At 43.7% G+C, this 23563-nt stretch carries 18 protein-coding genes and 1 tRNA gene; all 19 read left to right on the plus strand.

From position 1 onward, the window contains the following. The first annotated feature begins 348 nt into the window (after positions 1 to 348). The 19 genes from PNC201_RS04920 (at position 349) to PNC201_RS05010 (ending at position 23242) form a co-directional block, all read left to right on the plus strand. Positions 349 to 425: transfer RNA gene (locus PNC201_RS04920), tRNA-Met, on the plus strand. 270 nt (positions 426 to 695) lie between these two features. After that, a complete protein-coding gene (gene rimP, locus PNC201_RS04925; protein ID WP_010370818.1) occupies positions 696 to 1151 on the plus strand; it encodes a ribosome maturation factor RimP in 456 nt (151 codons plus the stop codon). A 39-nt stretch (positions 1152 to 1190) separates the two neighbouring features. Next, on the plus strand, positions 1191 to 2690 hold the full coding sequence (gene nusA / locus PNC201_RS04930) for a transcription termination factor NusA (RefSeq protein WP_010607870.1): 1500 nt from the start codon (positions 1191 to 1193) through the stop codon (positions 2688 to 2690). Positions 2691 to 2715: 25 nt separating this feature from the next. Then, positions 2716 to 5403, plus strand: a complete 2688-nt coding sequence (gene infB / locus PNC201_RS04935; RefSeq protein WP_010607871.1) for a translation initiation factor IF-2 — start codon at positions 2716 to 2718, stop codon at positions 5401 to 5403. A gap of 82 nt (positions 5404 to 5485) precedes the next feature. Then, positions 5486 to 5890 carry a 30S ribosome-binding factor RbfA gene (rbfA, locus tag PNC201_RS04940; RefSeq protein ID WP_010370823.1) on the plus strand — a complete coding sequence of 135 codons (405 nt, stop codon included), beginning with the start codon at positions 5486 to 5488 and terminating at the stop codon, positions 5888 to 5890. Next, the gene (truB, locus tag PNC201_RS04945; protein WP_102056361.1) at positions 5890 to 6837 is read left to right on the plus strand and encodes a tRNA pseudouridine(55) synthase TruB; all 948 of its coding nucleotides are present in this window, start codon (positions 5890 to 5892) and stop codon (positions 6835 to 6837) included. The genes rbfA and truB overlap by 1 nt, the downstream gene beginning before the upstream one ends. A 105-nt stretch (positions 6838 to 6942) precedes the next feature. Further along, entirely contained in the window at positions 6943 to 7212 is a 270-nt protein-coding gene (rpsO, locus tag PNC201_RS04950) for a 30S ribosomal protein S15 (protein WP_010370825.1), read from the plus strand. Positions 7213 to 7436: 224 nt separating this feature from the next. Further along, positions 7437 to 9563: a polyribonucleotide nucleotidyltransferase gene (gene pnp, locus PNC201_RS04955; RefSeq protein ID WP_010370826.1), complete on the plus strand. Its 2127-nt coding sequence runs from the start codon at positions 7437 to 7439 to the stop codon at positions 9561 to 9563. Positions 9564 to 9972: 409 nt separating this feature from the next. After that, on the plus strand, positions 9973 to 10860 hold the full coding sequence (gene nlpI, locus PNC201_RS04960; protein ID WP_010607873.1) for a lipoprotein NlpI: 888 nt from the start codon (positions 9973 to 9975) through the stop codon (positions 10858 to 10860). Next, on the plus strand, positions 10838 to 11965 hold the full coding sequence (locus PNC201_RS04965) for a hypothetical protein (protein ID WP_102056362.1): 1128 nt from the start codon (positions 10838 to 10840) through the stop codon (positions 11963 to 11965). The genes nlpI and PNC201_RS04965 overlap by 23 nt, the downstream gene beginning before the upstream one ends. 203 nt (positions 11966 to 12168) lie before the next feature. After that, on the plus strand, positions 12169 to 14961 hold the full coding sequence (locus PNC201_RS04970) for a monovalent cation/H+ antiporter subunit A (protein WP_017217780.1): 2793 nt from the start codon (positions 12169 to 12171) through the stop codon (positions 14959 to 14961). Then, positions 14961 to 15302 carry a Na+/H+ antiporter subunit C gene (locus PNC201_RS04975; protein WP_010370832.1) on the plus strand — a complete coding sequence of 114 codons (342 nt, stop codon included), beginning with the start codon at positions 14961 to 14963 and terminating at the stop codon, positions 15300 to 15302. The genes PNC201_RS04970 and PNC201_RS04975 overlap by 1 nt, the downstream gene beginning before the upstream one ends. Further along, positions 15299 to 16813 (plus strand): monovalent cation/H+ antiporter subunit D, encoded by a 1515-nt coding sequence (locus PNC201_RS04980; protein ID WP_010370834.1) that lies wholly within the window; start codon positions 15299 to 15301, stop codon positions 16811 to 16813. Before PNC201_RS04975 ends, PNC201_RS04980 begins: the two co-directional genes overlap by 4 nt. Beyond that, positions 16814 to 17350 (plus strand): Na+/H+ antiporter subunit E, encoded by a 537-nt coding sequence (locus tag PNC201_RS04985; protein ID WP_102056363.1) that lies wholly within the window; start codon positions 16814 to 16816, stop codon positions 17348 to 17350. Continuing rightward, positions 17344 to 17613, plus strand: a complete 270-nt coding sequence (locus PNC201_RS04990) for a K+/H+ antiporter subunit F (protein ID WP_010370838.1) — start codon at positions 17344 to 17346, stop codon at positions 17611 to 17613. Before PNC201_RS04985 ends, PNC201_RS04990 begins: the two co-directional genes overlap by 7 nt. A gap of 9 nt (positions 17614 to 17622) precedes the next feature. Then, on the plus strand, positions 17623 to 17949 hold the full coding sequence (locus PNC201_RS04995; RefSeq protein WP_010370840.1) for a Na+/H+ antiporter subunit G: 327 nt from the start codon (positions 17623 to 17625) through the stop codon (positions 17947 to 17949). A gap of 216 nt (positions 17950 to 18165) precedes the next feature. Next, positions 18166 to 20280, plus strand: a complete 2115-nt coding sequence (locus PNC201_RS05000) for a methyl-accepting chemotaxis protein (protein ID WP_010607878.1) — start codon at positions 18166 to 18168, stop codon at positions 20278 to 20280. Between the two features lie 103 nt (positions 20281 to 20383). After that, positions 20384 to 22306: a DNA topoisomerase III gene (locus PNC201_RS05005; RefSeq protein WP_102056364.1), complete on the plus strand. Its 1923-nt coding sequence runs from the start codon at positions 20384 to 20386 to the stop codon at positions 22304 to 22306. A gap of 78 nt (positions 22307 to 22384) precedes the next feature. After that, entirely contained in the window at positions 22385 to 23242 is an 858-nt protein-coding gene (locus PNC201_RS05010; protein WP_102056365.1) for a tetratricopeptide repeat protein, read from the plus strand. Positions 23243 to 23563: the final 321 nt, after the last annotated feature.

Raw genomic sequence — 23563 nt, forward strand, 5'->3', positions numbered from 1 at the left:
GTGATTTTCTTGTCCCCAATTATGGATTAAATATTTCTTTTTTGTTACAAAAAAATGAAAGGAGACGAAACTGGACCGATGAGTTGGGCATCACGGTGTTGTATGTGAAAAGTAAAATACCTGATTACATCTCAGCAACGAGCTGAAACGTCAGAAGATAGTTCTAAATCAAGGTTGCTATCTAGGCATACTGTCTTTATAATACGCAGCATATTTAGTCAATCGAACTGAAACTTTCGTTTTTCAGTATAATTGGCTTTAAGCATGGGCAATACATTGCCCATTAAAATGGCATTTTTTAGATGCCACTTCTTTGAAAAGTAGAAGTAAAACAATTTTATGTGTTGGCGCGGGATGGAGCAGCCTGGTAGCTCGTCGGGCTCATAACCCGAAGGTCGTCGGTTCAAATCCGGCTCCCGCAACCAAGTTAAAGATTGAGTTCTTTGATTTCGCGCATTCCTTGTAATGCGCGTTTTGCGTTTAAGCATCGGCTTTTTTGTTTAAGTTGATGATTAATTTGGCTGAGATAGCTCGCAAACCAAGCACGGCCTTTGGCCACACAGTTTGTTATTCGTGTGACGCCCCGCTTGGTTCGGGGCGTTGTTGTATCTGGCGCAAGGTGTATTCTGAGCCCAAGATCAAGCAGCTATGATTTGGGGCTTTAGGCCCTTTTTTTGTTTGTATGGAGGAGTTCTGTGTCAAAACTCGAGCAAGATTTGACTGAAATGTTGGAGCCTGCAGTTGCTGCGTGTGGCTTTGAATTACTCGGTCTTGAGTTTGTGCAAGCTGGTCGTCATTCTACACTTCGTGTATATATCGATCATGAAAACGGCATTAATGTAGATGACTGTGCGGAAGTGAGTCGTCAAGTTAGTGCAATTTTAGATGTCGAAGACCCGATTACGAACGAATATAGTTTGGAAGTATCTTCTCCTGGTGTTGACAGACCATTATTCAAACAAGCTCACTATGAAGCAGCAGTGGGAGAGGAAGTACGTTTGCGTACTAAACTTCCGCAAGAAGGTCGCCGTAATTTTAAAGGCGACTTAGTAGCAGTTAATGGCGATATGATCACGTTAAAAGTTGACGCTCAGGACTTTATCCTGATGTTAAGCAACATTGAGCGTGCCAATATCATCGCAAAATTCTAACTTTGAGTGCGAAGGACAAGGGCAAGCGAGGCATTACCTATGGCAAAAGAAATATTGTTGGTGGCAGAAGCTGTTTCCAATGAAAAAGCGGTCCCAAGAGAAAAGATTTTTGAAGCATTAGAGTTCGCACTAGCGACAGCAACAAAAAAGAAGCACGGCGGTGAGATCGAAGTACGCGTTACTATCGACCGTAAAACGGGCGAGTACGATACTTTTCGTCGTTGGAAAGCGGTTGAACCACAAGAAGACGGTTCACTAGAAAATCCATATGCGGAAATCACTATTGAAGCGGCGCAAGTTGATGAGCCTGACGTTCAATTAGGTGATTACGTTGAAGAGCAGATCGAATCAATTAAATTTGACCGTATCACCACACAGATGGCGAAACAGGTAATCGTACAAAAAGTACGTGAAGCTGAGCGCGCATTAGTTGTTGATGCATATAAAGATCAAAAAGGCGAGCTAGTGACAGGTGTTGTTAAAAAAGCAACGCGTGACGCTATCGTTATCGACCTTGGTAACAATGCTGAAGCGGTAATTTACCGTGAAGACATGCTACCACGTGAAAGCTTCCGTCCGGGTGACCGTGTACGTGGTCTACTTTACGAAGTGAAGCCTGAAGCGCGTGGTGCTCAGCTATTTGTTACGCGTTCTAAGCCTGAAATGTTGATGGAACTATTCCGTATTGAAGTTCCGGAAATCGGCGAAGAAATGATTGAACTTAGAGGTGCTGCACGCGACCCTGGTTCTCGTGCTAAAATCGCTGTAAAATCAAACGACAAGCGTATCGACCCTGTAGGTGCATGTGTTGGTATGCGTGGCGCACGTGTACAAGCTGTGTCTTCAGAACTTGGCGGTGAGCGTGTTGACATTGTACTTTACGATGATAATCCAGCACAGTTCGTAATCAACGCAATGGCACCGGCTGAAGTAGCTTCAATCGTAATGGATGAAGATACGCGCACGATGGAAATTGCAGTTGAAGCTGACAACCTAGCGCAAGCGATTGGTCGTAATGGTCAAAACGTACGTTTAGCTAGCCAACTTACTGGTTGGGAACTAAATGTAATGACAGTGGAAGAGATGGAGCGTAAGAGCTCGGAAGAATCAGATAAATTGGTTAATCTATTCACTGAAAATCTAGACATCGACGATGATTTTGCAACACTACTGATTAACGAAGGTTTCTCTTCACTTGAAGAGGTGGCTTATGTACCAGTAGCTGAATTTTTAGAAATCGACGGTCTAGACGAAGAAACCGTTGAAGAGCTACGTAACCGTGCGAAAGATGCACTGACTACGAAAGCACTTCGCGATGAAGAAAGTCTTGAAAATGCAGAACCTGCAGAAGACCTACTAGCACTTGAAGGACTTGAGCGTCATACCGCTTTTGTTTTTGCTAGCAAAGGTATCGTTACACTTGAAGACCTTGCAGAGCAAGGTATTGATGACTTAGTTGAAATTTCTGAGTTATCAGAAGAGCAAGCTGGTGAGTTAATCATGGCTGCACGTAACATTTGCTGGTTCAGCGAAGAGTAATTTATTAACGGAGGTAACATCACATATGGCAGAAGTGAGCATTAACAAACTAGCCGAGAGTATTGGTACAACTGTTGATAAATTACTACAACAGTTAAAAGATGCAGGGATCACCAAAGCCGAGGGCGACCAAGTTACTGAATCCGAAAAGGCGACGTTGCTTGATCACCTAAGCAAGCAACACGGTGGCACTGGTTCAACCGGCCCTGAGCGTATGACTCTACAGCGTAAGAGTAAAAGCACGTTAAGTGTTAACTCATCTGGTAAAGCAAAGTCTGTATCTGTAGAAGTCCGTAAGAAGCGCACTTACGTTAAAAAGAGCGCAATCGAGCAGCAGAGAGAGGAAGAACGCTTAGCTGCAGAGGAAGCTGCGCGCAAAGAAGCAGAGTTAATGGCTCAGCAACAAGCAGAGCAACAGGCCAAAGTAGAAGCTGAGCGCAATGCGCGCGAAGAAGCGGAACGCAAGGCCGATGAGGAAGCCGAGCGCAAAGCTAAAGAAGAGGCGAAGCGACAAGCGGATGCTGAACGTCAAGCCAAAGATAAGCAGAGTAAAGAAGTGGATAGCGCGCAACAAATTAAAGAACGTCAAGAAGCTGAGCGTCTGCGTCAAGAAGCAGAAGCAGCAGCCCTGAAAAAGGCAGAAGAAGAAGCGAAACGTCAAGCGGAAGAAGCTCGCCGTCTAGCGGAAGAAAACGAAGCACGTTGGAAGGCGGAAGAAGAAGAGCGTCTTCGTCGAGAAGAAAGTGCTGATCACCACCTAACAACTTCTACTTACGCTCGTGAAGCGGAAGATGAGTCTGACGCACGTGAAGAGAAAAGCGCACGTCGTAAGAAGAAGAAAAAGCCAAGTGCGAAAGAAGAAGCAGCAGAAGCGAATGCGAAGAGGCTGAAAGGCAAAAAAGGTCGCTTAAAAGCGCCAACTTCATTACAGCATGGTTTCCAAAAGCCAGCGGCAGAAGTTAAACAAGAAGTACGTATCAGTGAAACTATCACTGTTGCAGAACTTGCTTCTCGTATGGCAGTTAAAGGCGCTGAAGTTGTTAAGACAATGATGAAGATGGGTGACATGGTTACCATTAACCAAGTTATCGATCAAGAAACTGCGCAGCTAGTGGCAGAAGAAATGGGTCACAAAGTTATTCTAGTGAAAGAAAACGAGCTGGAAGAAAAAGTACTAAGTGACCGCAGTGAAGAAGGTTCTCTTGAGCCACGAGCGCCGGTAGTAACGGTAATGGGTCACGTTGACCACGGTAAAACGTCAACGCTTGACTACATTCGTAAAGCAAAAGTTGCTGACGGCGAGGCCGGTGGTATTACTCAGCATATCGGTGCTTACCATGTTGAGACGGACAGTGGCATGGTCACTTTCCTAGATACTCCTGGACACGCGGCGTTTACGTCGATGCGTGCTCGTGGTGCGAAAGCAACCGACATCGTTGTACTTGTTGTTGCAGCGGACGATGGTGTAATGCCTCAGACGAAAGAAGCGGTACAACACGCGAAAGCGGCCGAAGTACCACTTATCGTTGCTGTGAACAAAATGGATAAAGAGGGTATTGACCCTGACCGCGTTAAGAATGAGCTTGCTCAACTAGATGTAATCCCAGAAGACTGGGGTGGTGAAACGCAGTTTGTTCATATCTCAGCGAAGACTGGTCTTGGTATTGATGAGCTACTAGAAGCTATCTTAATGCAATCTGAGCTATTAGAATTACAAGCTTCTAAAGAAGGCATGGCGTCTGGTGTGGTAATCGAATCTCGCCTTGATAAAGGTCGTGGTCCAATCGCTTCTGTACTTGTTCAATCAGGTACCCTAAACCAAGGTGATATCGTACTTTGCGGTCTTGAATATGGTCGTGTTCGCGCGATGAAAGACGAAAACGGTAAAGACATTAAATCAGCGGGTCCTTCAATTCCAGTAGAGATCTTAGGTCTTTCTGGCGTACCAGCTGCTGGTGACGAAGCGACAGTAGTTCGTGATGAGCGTAAAGCACGTGAAGTGGCACTATACCGTCAAGGTAAGTTCCGCGAAGTGAAGCTTGCTCGTCAGCAGAAAGCGAAGCTTGAGAACATGTTCTCTAACATGACTGAGGGCGACGTATCTGAAGTGAACATCGTACTTAAAGCAGACGTTCAAGGTTCTATCGAAGCAATCGCTGATTCATTGACTAAACTGTCTACAGATGAAGTTAAAGTGAAGATCGTAGGCTCTGGTGTTGGTGGTATTACTGAAACGGATGCAACACTTGCAGCGGCTTCTAACGCTATTATGGTTGGCTTTAACGTACGTGCGGACGCTTCGGCACGTAAAGTTATTGATACTGAGAACCTAGACTTACGTTACTACAGCGTTATCTACAACCTAATCGAAGAAGTAAAACAAGCAATGACAGGTATGCTTGCACCAGAATTTAAGCAAGAGATCATTGGTCTTGCTGAAGTTCGTGACGTGTTCAAGTCGCCTAAGATCGGTGCTGTTGCAGGTTGTATGGTAACTGAAGGTGTGGTTAAACGTAGTGCGCCAATCCGTGTACTTCGTGATAATGTTGTTATTTACGAAGGTGAGCTTGAGTCACTACGTCGCTTTAAAGATGACGTTGCTGAAGTTCGTAGCGGTATGGAATGTGGTATCGGCGTTAAGAACTACAACGACGTTAAAGTCGGTGACCAAATCGAAGTATTTGAAACTGTACAGGTAGAGCGTACGCTTTAATTGTAAGTTATTAAAATACTTGAGATGGGGGCACTAGCCCCCATTTGTGATCTCATAGATTTTGAAATTTTAAGTGGTGAAAATGAGAGAATTTTCTCGTACAGATCGCGTAGCACAGCAAATTCAAAAAGAAATTGCGGTGATCCTACAGCGCGAAATTAAAGATCCAAGATTGGGTATGGTAACAGTGTCAGCTGTTGAGGTATCACGCGATCTTTCTTATGCAAAAGTATTCATTACTGTGTTGAATACGAGTGATGAAGACAAAACTAAGCAAAGTGCGGCTATTCTGAATGAAGCAACCGGTTATATCCGCTCGCTTCTTGGCAAGCGTATCCGTGCGCGTATCATGCCTGAGCTTAAATTTGTTATTGATAACTCCCTAATGGAAGGTATGCGTATTTCTAACTTGGTTGACTCTGTGATCAGAGAAGACAACGCAAAGCGTGGTCCTGAGTCTGGAGATAAAGACCAAGAGGAAGAGTAATGGCGCGTCGCACCAAAGGCCGTGCGATCGACGGCATTCTGTTATTAAATAAACCGCAAGGTATTTCTTCTAACAAAGCACTACAGCAAGCAAAGGGCATTTATTTCGCTCAAAAAGCGGGCCACACCGGTGCTTTGGATCCGCTGGCAACAGGTATGTTGCCAATTTGCTTTGGAGAAGCGACTAAGTTTACCCAGTTTTTGCTTGATACTGACAAAACCTACGTGGTGAGAGCGCAGCTGGGTGAGCGCACGACGACATCAGATTCTGATGGTGAAATTGTTGAAACGCGACCAGTAAATGTAACACTTGAGCAGTTAGAGCAAGAAATTGCCAGCTTCTTGGGGGTATCTGATCAGTACCCTTCGATGTATTCGGCGCTCAAATATCAGGGCCAACCGCTATACAAATATGCCCGCGAAGGCATCGAAGTACCGCGAAAATGTCGCAAGATTAATGTTTATCGTATTACGTTAGATGAATATGACGAGCAAACTCAACAAATTCAAATGACGGTGCATGTGTCTAAAGGCACTTATATTCGTACGATAGTCGATGATTTGGGGGAAAAGCTTGGCTGTGGTGCGCATGTCATTATGTTACACCGTAGTGAAGTTGGTCATTACCCTAGCGACAAAATGATTACCTTAGTCGAGTTAGAAGCGTTACTTGAGAAAGCAAAAGCGGAAGAAGTTGCGCCTTCGACTTATCTCGATGAATTATTGTTGCCGATGGATACCGCTTTGGTCGATTTGAGCGTTGTTGATATTAGTGCTGAGCAAGGCGTTGCTTTTGGTCATGGGCAAACCGTTGCTGTCGAAAATTTACCAGACGGTATTGTTAAAGTGGTTGCTGATGGTAAGTTTGTTGGGATTGGCGAGCGTAATCCACAAGGATTATTGAAAGCAAAACGCGCGCTATCTTCCGCTCAGCCGGAATCACAATAAAATCTTCCTATGCAAGGGGAGTTTATGCTGGTATAATCCGCCAGCTTCCGCTTTGGCTGAATTAGTGATCGGCTGAAGCATTACTAAACTTATTTTGGAGTTATTATGTCACTAAGCAATCAAGAAAAAGCAGAAATCGTAGCAAAGTTCGCACGCGCAGAAGGTGATACAGGTTCACCAGAAGTACAAGTTGCACTTCTAACTGCTGACATCAACAAGCTACAAGGTCACTTCGCTAACCACAAGCAAGATTTCCACTCACGTCGTGGTCTTCTACGTAAAGTTAGCCAACGTCGTAACCTTCTTGACTACCTAAAAGGCAAGAGCGTTGACCGTTATGCTGCACTAATCAAAGAGCTTGGCCTACGTCGCTAATATTTTTGATTTCTTGTTGGAAATTTATCCAACAGTAAAAAAGGGGCTAATTAGCCCCTTTTTTTGTGGCTGTTCTATCAGTATACTTACAGCCGTTTAAAAATACTTTTAAACAAGCGTCAATCGGATTTCCAATTGTAGTGCTTAAGTAAATTATGGTGAGTTTATTTAAGACTGTGATTGGTCCCCGTTGACGTTGAAAACAATTTAGTAAGGAAAATATTGTGCAAGCAATTATTAAAGAATTTCAACTAGGTCAACACACGGTGACTCTAGAGACAGGTGCTATCGCACGTCAAGCTGACGGCGCAGTACTTGCAAGCATTGGTGATACTTCGGTACTTGTTACTGTTGTAGGAAGAAGAGAAGCGGCTCCTGGCCAAGACTTTTTCCCACTAACGGTTAACTACCAAGAAAAAATGTACGCTGCGGGTCGTATCCCTGGTGGTTTCTTGAAGCGTGAAGGTCGTCCTTCAGACGGTGAAACACTAACCGCTCGTCTAATCGACCGTCCAATTCGTCCTCTATTCCCAGACGGCTTTGTAAACGAAGTTCAGGTTATCGCGACAGTGGTTTCTGTAAACCCTGAGATCCAACCAGATATCGTTGCTTTGATTGGTACTTCAGCAGCGCTAGCTATCTCTGGCATTCCATTCAATGGCCCTCTAGGTGCCGCGCGCGTTGGTTTCATCGATGGTCAATACGTACTTAACCCTACGTTAAAAGAGCTAGAGACAAGTAAGCTTGACCTAGTTGTTGCTGGTACTGAAAACGCAGTACTAATGGTTGAATCAGAAGCTGAAGTGTTAACTGAAGAAGAAATGCTTGGCGCTGTTGTATATGGTCACGAGCAATCACAAGCTATCATCAAAGCAATCGAAGAATTCCGCGCTGAAGCTGGTAAAGCTGCATGGGATTGGACAGCACCTGAAAAAGATTTAACACTAGCTGAAAAAGTCGCTGCAATTGCAGAGCAAAAAGTAGGTGATGCTTACCGTATTACCGACAAAGTTGCACGTAAAGAAGCACTTTCTGAAGCAAAAGCAGAAGTCATTGAAAAGCTAGGCGCTGAAGTTGCTGAAGGCGAGTCACTAGACGAGCAAGTGGTAGGTAAAACATTCAGCTCACTTGAGAAGAAAATTGTACGTAGCCGTATCATTGCTGGCGAAAAACGTATCGACGGTCGTGAACCAGATATGGTTCGTGCGCTAGACGTGATGACGGGTGTACTGCCACGTACTCACGGTTCTGCAATCTTTACTCGTGGTGAAACTCAGGCACTTGTAACAGCAACCCTTGGTACTGAACGTGACGCGCAGATGCTAGATGACCTAACTGGTACTCACAAGCATCACTTTATGCTTCACTATAACTTCCCTCCATTCTGTGTAGGTGAAACGGGTTTTGTAGGGTCTCCTAAGCGTCGTGAAATCGGCCACGGTAACCTAGCTAAGCGTGGTATTGCGGCAGTAATGCCAACACTGGCTGAATTCCCATATTCAGTACGTGTAGTATCTGAAATCACTGAATCAAACGGTTCATCTTCAATGGCATCAGTATGTGGTACTTCACTTGCGCTAATGAACGCTGGTGTTCCAGTTAAAGCGTCAGTTGCTGGTATCGCGATGGGTCTAGTGAAAGAAGGCGAAGATTTCGTTGTACTTTCTGACATCCTTGGTGATGAAGATCACTTAGGTGATATGGACTTTAAAGTAGCGGGTACAGCAAACGGTGTAACTGCACTACAAATGGATATCAAGATTGAAGGTATCACCAAAGAAATCATGCAGATCGCGCTTCGCCAAGCGAAAGCAGCGCGTCTACACATCCTAGGTGTGATGGACCAAGCGATTTCTGCACCTTCTGAAGAGCTATCTGAGTTCGCTCCACGTATCTACACTATGAAGATCCCTGCGAAGAAGATTGCTGAAGTTATCGGTAAAGGTGGTGCAACAATTCGCCAGCTTACTGAAGAAACAGATACAACGATTGAAATTGAAGACGACGGTACTATCAAGATCGCTGCAACGAATGGTAATAGCGCACAAGCTGCTATTTCACGTATCGAAGCGCTTACAGCAGAACTTGAAGTTGGTACGCTTTACACTGGTAAAGTTATCCGTATCGTAGACTTCGGTGCGTTTGTAAACGTACTTCCTGGTAAAGATGGCCTAGTGCACATCTCACAAATCAGTGAAGAGCGCGTAAATAACGTTTCAGATCACTTAACTGTTGGTCAAGAAGTTAAAGTTAAAGTACTTGAAGTTGACCGCCAAGGCCGTGTTCGCTTAAGTATCAAAGAAGCACAAGAGAAAAAAGCTGAGCAGCCTAAAGAAGAAGGCGCTGAGTAATCTCTGCAAAGCTTTGCATAGAATAGAAGTGTAAAGGGGCTGAATAGCCCCTTTTTTTATGCTTTAATGCTGTTTGACTCAAAATGATGAAACAAAACTGAGTTTATCTGGTCAATAGAGAACTAGGCAAAGTTATAGTACATAACCTGAGCTGCGGATAATTAATGCCTTTCTAGCAGAAAGTTTTAGCGCTAACTGCGTTGAATTCACTTCCAATAGCCAGCTATTGGTGCGTAAATTCGCCTTGTTTTCCCTAAAGCTCTCTGGCTAGACAAGGAGAAAACTAAGTTGTGCTTTAGCAACAATGAGTTGGAACATTCCTTATCCAAACCTCAGGTTACATAATCAGATTGTTGGTATACCTGTGCAAAGACTCTAAACGGGCAAATGCCATTGAATGAGGAAGGAAATGAAGTTAGCGAAAATAGTTGTGCCATTAGTGCTAATGGGGCTGGTAGGATGTAAAAGCACGCAGCCAGAGGCCACTAAAAACATTGTAAATGTTCCGCTTGCAGTACCACTTCAAGCCAATTTCCGTAATGAAATTGCCATTGCTCGATTTAACGAGTTACTCTTGCAGCCGGATATGGCAAATGAGCAACGCGCGCAGCTACTATACAATCGCGGTATGCTGTACGATAGCATTGGTTTGCAAACCCTTGCTCGTATTGACTTCAATCGCGCCGTAAAAATTAAGCCAGATCTCGCTGAAGTATATAACTTCCTAGGTATTCACCAAACGCTAGAGCAAAATTATGGCCGGGCATATGAAATGTTTGATGCTGTGCTAGAGCTCGACGAGCAACATGAATATGCCTATTTAAATCGTGGTATCGCATTGTATTACGGTGAAAGAGCCGATTTAGCTGTAAAAGATTTTGAAGCCTTTTTGGCGCGTGCTCCAAAAGATGCGTACCGTGCTATGTGGCTGTATATTGCTCAGCAGCAAGTAGACGATGCGCTTGCTAAGCAGACATTGGCGGCAAATAGCCAAGCATTAGATCCTGACGAGTGGTCGTCTCAGTTAGTTGCATTGTATTTGGGGACTTTATCTGAAGAAGCATTTCTTGCGCAGATCTCTGAGGGCGTGAGCACCCAAGAAGAGTATGCGCAGCGTCTCTGTGAGGCCTATTTTTATCTGGCTAAGCAATATCAGACGCAAGGGGACTTAGCCTCTGCGATTAGCTATTTTAAGCTCGCATTGGCAACCAATGTATATGAGTTTGTAGAACATAAATACGCCCGTCTTGAGCTTGATTTACTTGCCCAGTTGAATGACGAACAAGACGCGAGCTAAACACCTTTTTATTTTTATGCTTATAGGGCTGCTGTTTTCAAGCAGCCCTAATTATGCACACCTCTCTATCGCGCAAAAATCAGCACTTGTCGTCGCCAATCCAAATAGCTATTTTGCCATTGCACCGGCGCTTGAGGTGTTACCCTCACAAGCAAGTGCACAATTAGTAAAAGCCATTGCAGGCCTAAAGCAACCAAGTTGGGAGTTTGAACGGTTACAGCGCGATTTGAGTGCTCAACAGAAAAATAGCACTAAGCTGCTTTTACTCGATACTTGGTCTCGTTTGAATCGTCAGCAGCGTCAGCAAGTGTCCGAGCAGTTAGTATCACTTGGCCGATATCACTTGCTTTATGCGCTTTCAAAACGCTACGCGTTAAACCCAGAACTCACTTCGTTGCTCGCGGTGTGGCAAGGAAAGCCTGTTACGACATTTTTGAATAATCCCTATTTAAGACTGTTTCAGACTCTCTCAGAGCGTCAGCATTCAAGTGCGTCTTGTCAGTTTAATCTTGCATTAATCGCCAGTAATTTAGATGGTTTGCAGCGTTTACAAGTGCTTAAACATGCTTATGAGCAACAACCAGAGCCAGCCAAAGGCGTATATTGTTTATCTAAACCGATATATGCGGCGAACAAACTTAGTTGTAAGAGGCAAAGGGGATTTGCAATGTGCGACTTACGATACGAGCAGGGCTTGTCAAAATACGATCACTTGGTGTTTATGGCAACGGAGGGGCTTGCTAATGTCAGCGGTAAGCACATGACTTTGAGCGCCACCAGCACTTACAACACGCTGGTACACGAGCTTATGCACTTTAGTGGTTTTGAAGATGAATACCCAGTACCAGCTAAAAAAGCAAAATGGCTTTGCGCGACTTCAGGGCAAAAGGCACCAAATCTTTACGTTGGTGACCACGCACCGAACAATTGGGTGCCAAGTCGCACCTGCGAGTTAGGTAAATTTTCCTCATATAAACCCTCGAATAGTCACTCTTTGCTCGAATATCAATCAATTAAGTTAGATGCAAATTACCGTCAAAGGTGGTTAGCAGTACTGAATTCAATACGTTTAGAAGATAAAATAGCGGTTAATTCGGCTGAATAGTTTTGAACTTATTCTGAATAGTTTGTTAAGGTTGGCTAAAATAGCATCAGCTAGAAAGTGAAACTCTAGACAACTCAAACACTAATCAAGTATAACAGGGTTCATGTACGTGTGGTTAATGTGTACCGATCGCTCCAACTTGGAAGGGGGAATGTCACATTAATCTAAACGAGCCATAACGACGCAAATAAAAGGTTTCATCTATGACTTTATTTTGGATACCCTTGCTATCCTTAATTGGCAGTTTTATCTCTGCATTTACGGGAAAGCTTTCTCGTAATCAGTCGACTGCTATAACCTTAGTAGCGCCAGCAGTGGCAATTTTACTTGCTGTTGATCTCGCTCCTGCCGTTTTCGCAGGAGAGACTATTCGGTACACATTTGAATGGGTTCCGCTTCTAGATATTAACATCGCGTTTAGACTGGATGGTCTTGCGTTGCTGTTTGTTTTCATGATCTTGGGCATCGGTATGCTGGTTATCTTCTATGCCAGATACTACCTTAGCAGCAATGATTCCATGCCTAAACTTTATGCTTACTTAATGCTCTTTATGACCGCCATGCTTGGTATCGTTATGTCTAATAACGTATTACAGCTTTGGTTATTCTGGGAGCTTACCAGTATTAGTTCATTTTTACTTATTAGCTATTGGTGGCATAAGTCAGAGGCCCGCAAAGGGGCGAAAATGGCACTTGCGATCACTGGCGGTGGCGGTTTAGCACTGCTTGCCGGCTTGATGTTGATAGGAGATATTGTAGGTAGTTATAACCTGGATGTGATTTTATCTAGTCGTGAGCTTATTCAATCCCATGCATTATATGAAGTGGCGTTAATCCTTGTGCTACTGGGCGCATTTACCAAGTCCGCGCAATTTCCATTCCATTTCTGGCTACCGCACGCGATGGCTGCACCAACACCTGTAAGTGCGTACTTACACTCTGCGACTATGGTGAAAGCTGGGATATTCTTACTGGCGCGCTTTTATCCTGCGCTGGCGGGTACAGAGCTGTGGTTTATTCTCGTTGGCCTAACTGGCTTAGCGACGCTGCTCGTTGGTGCCTATATCGCGTTATTTAAACATGATCTAAAAGGTCTTTTGGCGTTTTCGACGATCAGTCATTTAGGCCTTATTACTTTATTACTTGGTCTGGATACTGAGCTTGCGACTGTTGCGGCGGTTTTCCATATTATTAACCACGCAACGTTTAAGGCCTCTTTATTCATGGCGACGGGGATCATCGACCATGAAACGGGCACTCGTGATATGCGTAAACTCAACGGTATGTGGCGATTTATGCCCTATACCGCAACGCTTGCGATGGTTGCCGCTTCTGCGATGGCTGGGGTGCCGCTACTTAATGGTTTCTTGTCAAAAGAAATGTTCTTTGCCGAGACGCTACACCAGCAACTTCTGGGCTCTATGTCGTGGTTGATTCCAATTTTGGCGACAATCGCCGGTGCATTCTCTGTTGCGTATTCGGCGCGATTTATTCATGACGTATTCTTCAACGGAGATCCAATTGATTTACCCAAGGAGCCGCATGAAGCGCCACGCTATATGCGTTTTCCAATCGAAATCTTGGTCGCTTTATGTTTGATAGTCGGCATGTTCCCTAACTTTATCGTTGATGGCATGTTAAAGACAGCATCAAGTGCGGTATTAGGGGAGGCTGCGCCAACCTTTGAGGTTGCTATTTGGCATGGCTTTAACTTACCACTGCTCATGAGTGGCCTTGCGGTATGTGGTGGCTTATTAATTTATACTCAGCGCAAATATCTATTCCAATTCCAAGCTTCATTACCGCCGATGAACGCTAAGAAAACGTTTGAACGCACTATGTACAACATAGTGTCTTGGAGTCGCGCGCGTGTAAACGCAATAGAAAATGGTTCGTTACAGCGTTATCTGATGCTGATGTTTATCGTTGTGCTGGTGAGTGCAGGCTGGCCATTGTTTGAAATGTCACAGTTAGTGGGTAATTTAGAGCCGACGCCAATTGACGTACATAACGGTATTGGTGCTGGTTTATTAATGATTGGAGCGATTGGCACGGTTATCTGGCATCGTACTCGTATGGTTGCACTGTTGATGATTTCGGTTGTTGGTCTCATGGTGTCGGTTGCCTTTACGCGCTTCTCAGCACCGGATCTGGCGCTTACTCAGTTAACGGTAGAAGTAGTGACCATTATTCTGTTGATGCTTGCGTTATTCTTCTTACCGCAAAGAACGCCGAAGGAGTCTAGTTCTATTCGCGTACTCCGTGATATGGGTATTGCTTCAGCAATTGGTGTGATCATCGGAAGTATCAGTTACGCCTTGATCACAAGGCCATTGGATAGTATTTCTGAGTTCTTTATTGCAAACGCCAAAGTTGGCGGTGGCGGGACGAATGTCGTTAACGTTATCTTAGTGGATTTCCGTGGTTTTGATACGCTAGGTGAAATTACTGTACTGGGTATTGCGGCACTGGGGATTTATAAGTTACTGATTAATTTGCCATTATTTATGCCTGGCAGTGACAGTGAAGGCAGACCTTGGGCGAAAGAAAGATATCCGCTACTGCTGGCAAGTATTTCACAAAGCTTATTGCCTTTGGCATTGCTGGTCTCGGTTTATATTTTCTTGCGCGGCCACAATCTACCGGGTGGTGGATTTATCGCGGGCCTAATCACGGCGATAGCCTTTATTTTACAATACATTGCTCATGGTTCGAATTGGATTGCAGAGCGCTTTGATGTCAATTACCGCAAGATTATCGCAACGGGTATCGCTATTTCTCTAGCAACCGGTGTGGGAAGTTGGTTCTTTGGCAAACCATTCTTAACCTCATGGTTTGATTATTTTGATATCCCATTGGTAGGTAAAACTGAGCTGGCAAGTGCCATCGCATTCGACCTTGGTGTTTATATCACCGTGGTAGGTGCAACGCTGATGATTTTGGCGAGCCTAGGTAAAGTAACGGCAAATGCGCCCAAAGAAGAGGTGAATATTTAATGGAATTGCTTTATGCATCGTGCGTGGGCTTGCTAGTAGCCTGTGGCGTATTTTTGATTCTACGAGCAAGAACATTCCCTGTTGTTCTTGGTTTAACTATGTTGTCTTATGCGGTCAACTTGTTTTTGTTCGCATCGGGTAGATTGACCTTAAACAAAGCTGCAGTGCTTGGTTATAGCAGTGAGTATGCAGATCCACTGCCGCAAGCCTTGGTATTGACGGCAATTGTTATCGGGTTTGCGATGACGGCATTTGTCGTGATCTTAGCTATTCGCGGTCGTTCTGATTTGGGTAATGACCATGTAAATGGCATTGTTCCTGACAAAAAGGGTAAAGCATGATCCAACATTTGACTTCTTTACCTATTTTATTACCTATGTTGGCAGGGGTGATCCTGCTGATGCCACCGTGTGGTAAGAACTTAGCGATTAGGCGTAAAGTTTCAGTACTCATGTCGCTAATTACGTTTGCAGTTTGTGCCTCACTTTTACTACATGTTCAGCAGTCTGGCATTCAGGTTTATGCGATTGGTAACTGGCAAGCACCGTTTGGTATTGTGTTAGTTGCTGATCAACTTTCGACTCTGTTAGTCAGCTTAACCGCTTTGTTGTGTTTTGTGTGTTCGCTGTATAGCTGTGCCGGAGACGACGAACGAGGAAGTTTCTTCCATCCGTTACTGCACTTTTTGGTGATGGGGGTAAATGGCGCCTTCTTAACTGGTGACGCGTTCAACTTATTTGTATTCTTTGAGATTTTGTTGATAGCGTCTTATGCGCTGTTAATGCATGGTGGTGATAAGCACAATACCCGTGCTTCACTGCAATACGTGATCCTAAATCTAGTAGGTTCGTCGGTATTTTTGATTGCATTAGGTATCTTGTACGGTGTGCTTGGTACCCTAAACATGGCGGATATGGCATATAAGATCACCTTCTTACAAGGAGATGATGTTTATCTTGCTAAAATTGGCGGCTTGTTATTATTGGTTGTATTTGCGCTAAAAGGTGCCTTGCTACCGCTTCATCTATGGCTGCCAAACACCTATGCAACCGCGTTACCTGTTGTAGCTGCTTTATTTGCAATTATGACTAAAGTGGGTGTGTATTCTATGATGCGTGTGTATACACTGATTTTTGGCGATCAAGCTGGTGAATTAAGTCATATGGCACAAGAGTGGCTATGGTGGCTCGCTCTGGCGACTATCGTCATGGGTGGGATTGGCGTACTTGCTAGTCAAGATTTGCGTAAGCTGTCTGCAAATTTAGTGGTGGTGTCAGTTGGCACTCTAGTGGCATTAGTCGCCGTACAAACGGTAAATAGCAGCGCTGCAGCCATTTACTATTTAGTGCATTCGACATTAGTGTCTGCTGCTTTGTTCTTACTTGCTGATTTAGTGGGGAAACAAAGGGGGAAAGTCGCTGATAGGATCACCGCGGGTCGCCCAGTAGTTCAACCTATGTTACTTGGCATCATGTTTGCAATTGCGGCAATCACTGTGATTGGTATGCCGCCGTTATCAGGCTTTATTGGCAAAGTATGGATCTTAAAGTCGACCATCGAGTCGAGTCACACGTATTGGTTTTGGGCGGTGTATTTGTTAGTAAGCTTAGCGGTATTAGTAAGTGTCTCAAAAGCTGGTAGCACAGTGTTTTGGCATCATACAGGTAAGGTCGATACACAATCGGCAGAAAAAGCGCACCCAGCCCAAATTATCGCAATTCTTACCTTGATAACTTGTGCGCCGTTAATGGTGATTTTTGCCGGTCCATTGACTGATTACGCATTGTCGGCAGCCGACTCTTTACACGACTTTTCTAGCATGACGAATGCTGTGTTAAAAGGAGCGAAATAGATGCGTTTAGAAGCAAGGTTTAAATGGCTACCAACTCCATTTCGCAGCTTACTGCTATTTACTGTGTGGTTATTGATGAATAATAGTGTGTCAGCTGGGCATATTATTCTCGCGACTATTCTAGCGATTGTGATCCCGCTTATTACCTATCGGTTTAGAACTAAGCAGCCACTGATCATTAAGCCATGGCGTGCGTTTACTCATTTGCTTTTGGTACTTTACGATATCATTACCGCCAACGTTGAGGTTGCGATAAAGATCTTAGGACCAACGAAGAAATTGCGCCCCGGTTTCGTGTTGGTGCCGCTCGATATAGATCAAGCTATGCCAATCACTATTTTAGCCAGCACGGTATCTTTAACTCCTGGCACCGTAAGTGCTGAGGTATACCCTTGGCCTGAGTCTGAAAAAAGCGGCGAAAAACCAGAACGTAAATACTTATTGATCCACGTGTTAGATCTTACGGATGAGCAAGCGTTGATTGATACTATTAAATCTCGTTATGAAGCGCCATTGAAGGAGATTTTTGAATGCTAGAAACTGTAATTCTTATTGTCTTTGCGATGATAGGTGTATCACTTTTGCTAAATCTTTGGCGTTTGGTTGTTGGACCTTCAATTCCAGATAGAATTTTAGCGCTCGATACCATGTACATAAATACCATTGCGCTTATTATTCTTTACGGAATGAGTATGGGAACTGCATTGTACTTTGAAGCCGCATTATTAATAGCAATGCTTGGTTTTGTAAGTACGGTTGCGGTATGTAAGTATTTGCTACGCGGCGACATCATAGAATAGGAGAGCGATATGTCGGAATGGATAATTTCCATTTTATTACTGTTAGGTGGTGCGTTTGTATTGATAGGCTCTATTGGTCTTGTGAAAATGCCTGACTTTTTTATGCGTCTCCACGGTCCTACAAAGGCCACAACGCTTGGAATGGCGTGCTTATTGACCTCGGCAATGGTGTATTTTAGTACCACGACTGATGGTGTGAGTGTAAAGGAAATCTTGATTTCAATATTTTTGCTGCTCACTGCCCCTATTTCTGGATATATGCTGATTAAGTCAGCAATACATCACCGCTTGCCGAGTAATGAAAAGACGACAGGCAAAGACAAGATAAAAAAATAGTGCTTCGGCGCTATTTTTTTACCCATCACTTTATAATTTATTCCCTAAATAATCCCACTCAAGCATCATAAATTTCAGTACGTTATTAAATTTTTTGCTACAGTTAAAAAAGACTTCATAGTCGCCGATAAAAATAGGGGTCACTCGTTTTATCAAGTTGATGATGAACGTGCAGTGCAATTTGTTTGCATACTAAGTCTAAAAACTGGGAATGTTATGAAACAAGCTTCGATTAAAAACAAACTCTTATTCTTTGTAACAGCATTAGTAACGAGTTTGGTTGTTATATTAGTGACAACAATGTGGTTTCACCTTGCAGCAGAAAATACCAAGCAAAGTGAAGGGGTCCAACAAGCGATTTATGATGAAATATCCCAAGGTCTTATCGCTAAAGGCAATCAATATGGGCAACGTGTGGCTGGCTTTATCAATGAAGCCTATCGTGTTCCTTATACTTTGGCGGGTGTACTATCTCATACCGCCGAGCAGGATCCTCTGAGCCGTGAACAAGTGCAAGAAATTGTCAATGGTGCGCTAAAGCAAAATCGCTTTGTGTCTTCTATGTATGCACAGTTTGAACCGAATGGTTACGATGGCAATGATGCCAGTAATCAAGGTGGTTCGAGTCACTCTGTGCCGGGCGCTGGTACCTTAGAGCTCTACTTTACTCAAGAAGCCAATGGTCCGATGCAACAAAAAGTTGAGTCGGCAGAAGAAAAATATGCCGATGCAATCAATGAGTTTGGCCTACGAGAAGCCGAGTGGTATCTGTGCGCAAAAGATAAAGTAGCGCCGTGTATCATGGAGCCCTATTTATATGAAATTTCTCCGGGCAACAAAATGCTGATGACCTCATTGACCACACCAGTCGTGGTCAATCGTCAATTTAGAGGCTTAGTGGGCGTGGATGTAAATTTGCCGATTTTCCAAACCATGGTCGACGAGCTCTCAAACTCGCTTTACTCAGGAGCCGCTAAGGTAACCTTGTTAAGTGAGTTGGGTCTTGTTGTGGGTTCTAGTCACTACAAGAATTTAGCCCGCCCACTTGCTGAGTCGACAAAGTCAGATAGGGCTGAGGTGTTAAAATCGCTGCACACAGGTTCTGGGATTAAAGAGCTTGGTGAAGACTTAGTCGTAGCGGTACCGATTAAAATTGCGTTACCAAACACCACTTGGTCTCTAGTAATCGAACTACCTAAGGCAATTGCACTTAGTTCTGCCACAACGCTGCAAAGTCAGCTGGAGGAGTCGACAAACTCCGTTGGTCGCTGGATGCTCATTATCGGTATTGTTATTGCTGTTATTGGCATTGCCATTGCGGTGGTATTAGTGAACACAATTATCGGCCCGCTTACGCATATTCAGGAGCGGGTAGAGAACTTAGCTTCTAGCGAAGGCGATTTAACGCATGAACTAGAAGTGAGTCATCATGCTGAGTTGATTGCCTTGGCACATGGCTTTAACCGCTTTACTGATAAACTACGAAAGATGATTGATGACCTCAAAGGTCTTGCTGAATCTTCCTACGAGCAGTCGCATCGAACAACAGAAGCCGCGATAAACATCAAAAACAAAGTCGCTAATCAGCACTTAGAAATAGATAGCGTAGTTACTGCAATTAACGAACTCAGTGCAACTGCTTCAGAGGTGGCTCGGGCATCGGAAAAAGCGGCTGCAAGTACGAATCAGGCCGCAGATCAAGTTCAGCAAAGCGAACAAAGCATCATTAAAACGACCGAAACGGTGCAATCAATGGCGGATCAAGTTATTGATGCGAAACAAGCGGTCGTGAAGGTATCTGAGCGCAGTGATGATATTTCCAAAATACTAGAAGTGATCAGAGCCATTGCAGAACAAACTAATTTACTGGCCTTAAACGCAGCAATTGAAGCGGCAAGGGCGGGGGAGCAAGGGCGCGGCTTTGCGGTTGTTGCCGACGAAGTTCGAGCTTTGGCGTCAAAAACACAAGCATCGACGGACGACATTAGTAAACTAATAGATAACCTACAGAGTGAAGTCGCGAACTCAGGCCGGATCATTGAGAGCTCTGTGCAGCTAGGTGAAGACGCAGTGAGTTATTGCCAAGAATCGGCTAGGTTAATGAGTACGCTAGTTGCTGAGCTGACAAGCATTTCTAACGAAGTAACACAAATTGCTACGGCTGCGGAAGAGCAAAGTATGGTTACCGAAGAAATTAATACGAATACGACGGGCATTTCAGATGCCGCTGCTGAGCTTTCGAAGTTCGCAGATGAAGTAGAGCAAGCAGCCAGTTCAATGACGCTGATAGTCGAACAAAAACACAAGCAACTTAATTTATTAAGAACGTAAGTTTGTTGGTTTGCAAAGAGACTGGAGACAGTCTCTTTGCAGCTATGGTGTTTTTCGTCAAAATTCACTATGATAACTGTATCTATATACAGTTAAGCTAATCATGAAACTCTATATCGCAGAAAAACCCTCTTTAGGCCGAGCAATCGCCGATGTCTTACCAAAACCACATAAAAAACAAGATGGTTATATAGAAGTCGCGAATGGTGATGTGGTTTCTTGGTGTATAGGTCACCTGTTGGAACAAGCAGAACCTGAAGACTACGACGTCAAATACAAAAAATGGCAGTTTCATGATCTACCAATCGTGCCGACTCAATGGCAGTTCAAAGCAAAGCCAAAAACAAAAAAGCAGCTTAGCACTTTAAAAAAGTTACTCACAAAAGCCGATGAAATCTACCATGCTGGAGATCCTGATAGAGAAGGGCAATTGCTCGTGGACGAAGTATTTCAATTTGTAAACTTGCCTGAACGGAAAAGAGCAACGATCCGACGCTTGTTGATCAGTGATTTAAACCCACAAGCTGTGAAAAAGGCATTGGCTTCGACACGTTCTAATCAAGAATTTGTTCCTTTAAGTGTATCTGCACTTGCAAGAGCTAGAGCGGATTGGCTATTTGGGATGAATTTAACCAGAGCATTTACGTTGGCCGGGCAAAAAGCGGGAGTGAATACTGTTTTGTCGGTTGGCAGAGTGCAAACTCCGGTACTTGGTTTGGTTGTTAGAAGAGATCTAGAAATAGAGAACTTTGTATCTAAACCATTTTATGAGGTGATTGCACACATCAATAAACCAAATTGGGGTGTTTTTGAAGCTAAGTGGGTACCAAGTGAAGCATGTAAGCCCTATATGGACGAAGATGGGCGTGTTCTGGTTAAGGCCTTAGCCGAAAACGTTGCGGATCGGATCAGTCAAAAGCAAGCAACAATAAATAAGGTTGAAACAAAACCAAAAAAGATAAACCCGCCGTTACCCTATAACCTTTCTTCTTTGCAGATTGACGCAAATAAGCGCTACGGTTTATCGGCTCAGCAAGTGTTGGATATTTGTCAGGCACTTTATGAGAATCATAAATTGATCACTTACCCTAGATCAGATAACCGTTATCTACCACAAGAACATTTTGTTGAAAGAGAGCAAGTCATTGCGGCTGCCGAGCACAATCAGGGAATAGAAAGTAAGTTTATTAAGTTAGCTGACATGAATCTAAAAGGAGCGTGTTGGAATGATAAAAAGGTAGAAGCGCATCACGCTATCATTCCAACCACTAAAAAGCTCCGCAGTGCTCAGCTTGGGCATAGAGAGTTACAGGTCTATCAACTCATCTCTGTACAGTATCTTGCGCAATTCTTTCACCCCTACCGCTACAACGAAACTAAAGTGGAGTTGGAGATTAGTGGTGGTCAATTCAAAGCACAAGCGAAGCAAATAACAGATCAAGGATTCAAGATACTGTTTAAAGGTCATGAGGTAGAGAAAGAAAGCCTATTGCCGGAGTTACAGGTGGGAGAGCAACTTTTATGCGAGAAAGGTGAAGTTAAAGAAAAACAAACTCAGCCGCCAAAGCATTACACTGAAGCTACCTTATTAGGTGCAATGACAGGTATTGCACGGTTTGTTTCCGATCAATCTATCAAAAAGGTATTGAAAGACACTGATGGGCTTGGTACTGAGGCGACGCGGGCCGGAATTATTGAGCTTTTGTTTAGACGGCAGTTTCTTAGACGAGAAGGTAAGACGATATATTCTACGGCGCTGGGAAAGGCATTTATTCAAACCCTACCTGAGTCACTTTCATTACCAGATAGAACTGCGCTCTGGGAGTCATTGCTCGGAAAGATCGCCAATAAGGAAACGTCGTATAATCAATTTATGCAACCGCTTTGTGATGAGTTAGGTGGATTTATTGACGGCGCTCAGTCTATCAATACGAATGCACTGAAAGGTGTTCCTGTACCTGCATTTAAAAAGCGTGGTGCAAGAAAGGGGAAATTTACCCGAAAGAGAAAGCCAAGCTCTGCATAATTGTTTTCTTGGCTTGGTTGTAAATTCAGATAGTGTCACTATATCAACCATATTAATTACTCAGACAGAAAATAGAATATGAGCAATAAAATCCAACTAACCCCTGAAAACATTCAGCAAGTAATAACCGATCCAAATCCAGAGAAAGTGTTATTGCTGACCTTTTATAGCAATCAAAATCCTGAATGTGTTCAGCAAGACCAAATATTGGAGAGGATAGCGGCAGCTTATAGTGAGCATATAACCGTAGGCGTTATTGATTGTGATGTCCAACAAGCGCTGGCATCTCAACTCGCTCAGCAAATTGGTTTACAAGCTTTGCCAACGATTGTGATTTTAAAAGGTGGTGCGCCAGTAGATATGCTGGCAGGGGCAAAAACAGAAGAAGAAATAAAAGAAGCTTTGTCTGAGCATTTACCATCACCTGAAGTTATTTTACTTGATCAAGCGAAGCAGTTCCTCGCAAGCGGTGACCTAAATAATGCCTTTGGTTATGCGAAGAAGGCATACGACATTGACAGTAGTAACACTCGGGTTAAGTTGGTGTTTGCGGATATCTGCATGCAAATTCAAAAATTTGATGAAGCTCAAGCGTTATTAGATTCTATAAATGAAGAACAGCGAGACCCATATTACTACAATTTAGTCGCTAAATTGGCGCAAGCTGCGGCTGCACAAGATTCACCAGAGGTAAAGCGTCTAGAGCAAGCGGTGGAAGCTGAACCTGATTCATTAGACTTACGTTGTCAGTTAGCTCAAGCTCAGTTAGATGTGGGTAAAAAAGAAGAAGCATTGGCAAGCCTACTTATGGTGCTTAAGAAAGATATGAACTACGGTGAAGCCAAAAAGGGATTTTTAGATATTATCGCTTCGCTTCCTGATGGCGATAGTGTTGCTTCAGCATATCGACGAAAGCTATATAGTCTTCTTTACTAAAAGAATAGATAGTTGAATACCAAGATACAGGTGGAAATTTCTTCAACTGTATCTTGCATCCTCCCAAATTTGATCAATACTTATGATCCCTTCGCGAAAACTGGTGACAGTTTTATGAAGAAAATGTTGCATTAATGTGGTTTCTAAGTGGTTTTGTGTATTTTCTGTTCGAATGAACCTTTTTTATAAGTTTTAATGAAAAAAGGGGTTGCACTAAAATCGGATCTCCCTATAATGCGACCCCACTGACACGGGGCGCTACGCTGAAAAGCAATAAGCCAACGAGTTGGTAGTCGAGTAAAACTTAGCTTTGAAATCTTA

Source organism: Pseudoalteromonas sp. NC201 (genome assembly GCF_002850255.1).
GTDB lineage: Bacteria > Pseudomonadota > Gammaproteobacteria > Enterobacterales > Alteromonadaceae > Pseudoalteromonas.